The organism is Staphylococcus gallinarum, assembly GCF_000875895.1.
GTDB classification, from domain to species: Bacteria; Bacillota; Bacilli; order Staphylococcales; family Staphylococcaceae; genus Staphylococcus; species Staphylococcus gallinarum.
Genome location: NZ_JXCF01000046.1, coordinates 1 through 286, shown reverse-complemented (window position 1 = coordinate 286; position 286 = coordinate 1). Strand labels below are relative to the sequence as shown.

Below are 286 nucleotides of genomic sequence, written 5' to 3'. Positions count from 1 at the left end.
ACTTCTCAATATAAATAAATTTTCTCGGCATAAAAGCCTGATCATACTTTGTTTAATCATGGAATCTTGCTCTTATCCACTCATACAACCAAATAAATAGCCCTATAGCGAGTATATAAGGTAAACCATAAGCAATGTACCATAAAACTGAAATAAAGCCCTCAGAAGCCTTTATTTTGCTTGCTATGGCATTCTGTAATACATCTACATGTAAAAAGCCCATAAAATCTCTGCCAATCGTCATAATCAAAGCAAAAAGCATAAACACTAATAACATTGCACCAAT

General features: G+C 32.9%; 1 protein-coding gene. It reads right to left on the bottom strand.

Annotation, left to right across the window (positions count from 1 at the left end; translation table 11 throughout):
* Positions 1 to 52 precede the first annotated feature (52 nt).
* Positions 53 to 286, bottom strand: a 234-nt coding sequence (locus SH09_RS12400; protein ID WP_031912999.1) for a DUF334 domain-containing protein, incomplete at its 5' end; no start/stop codon positions are given.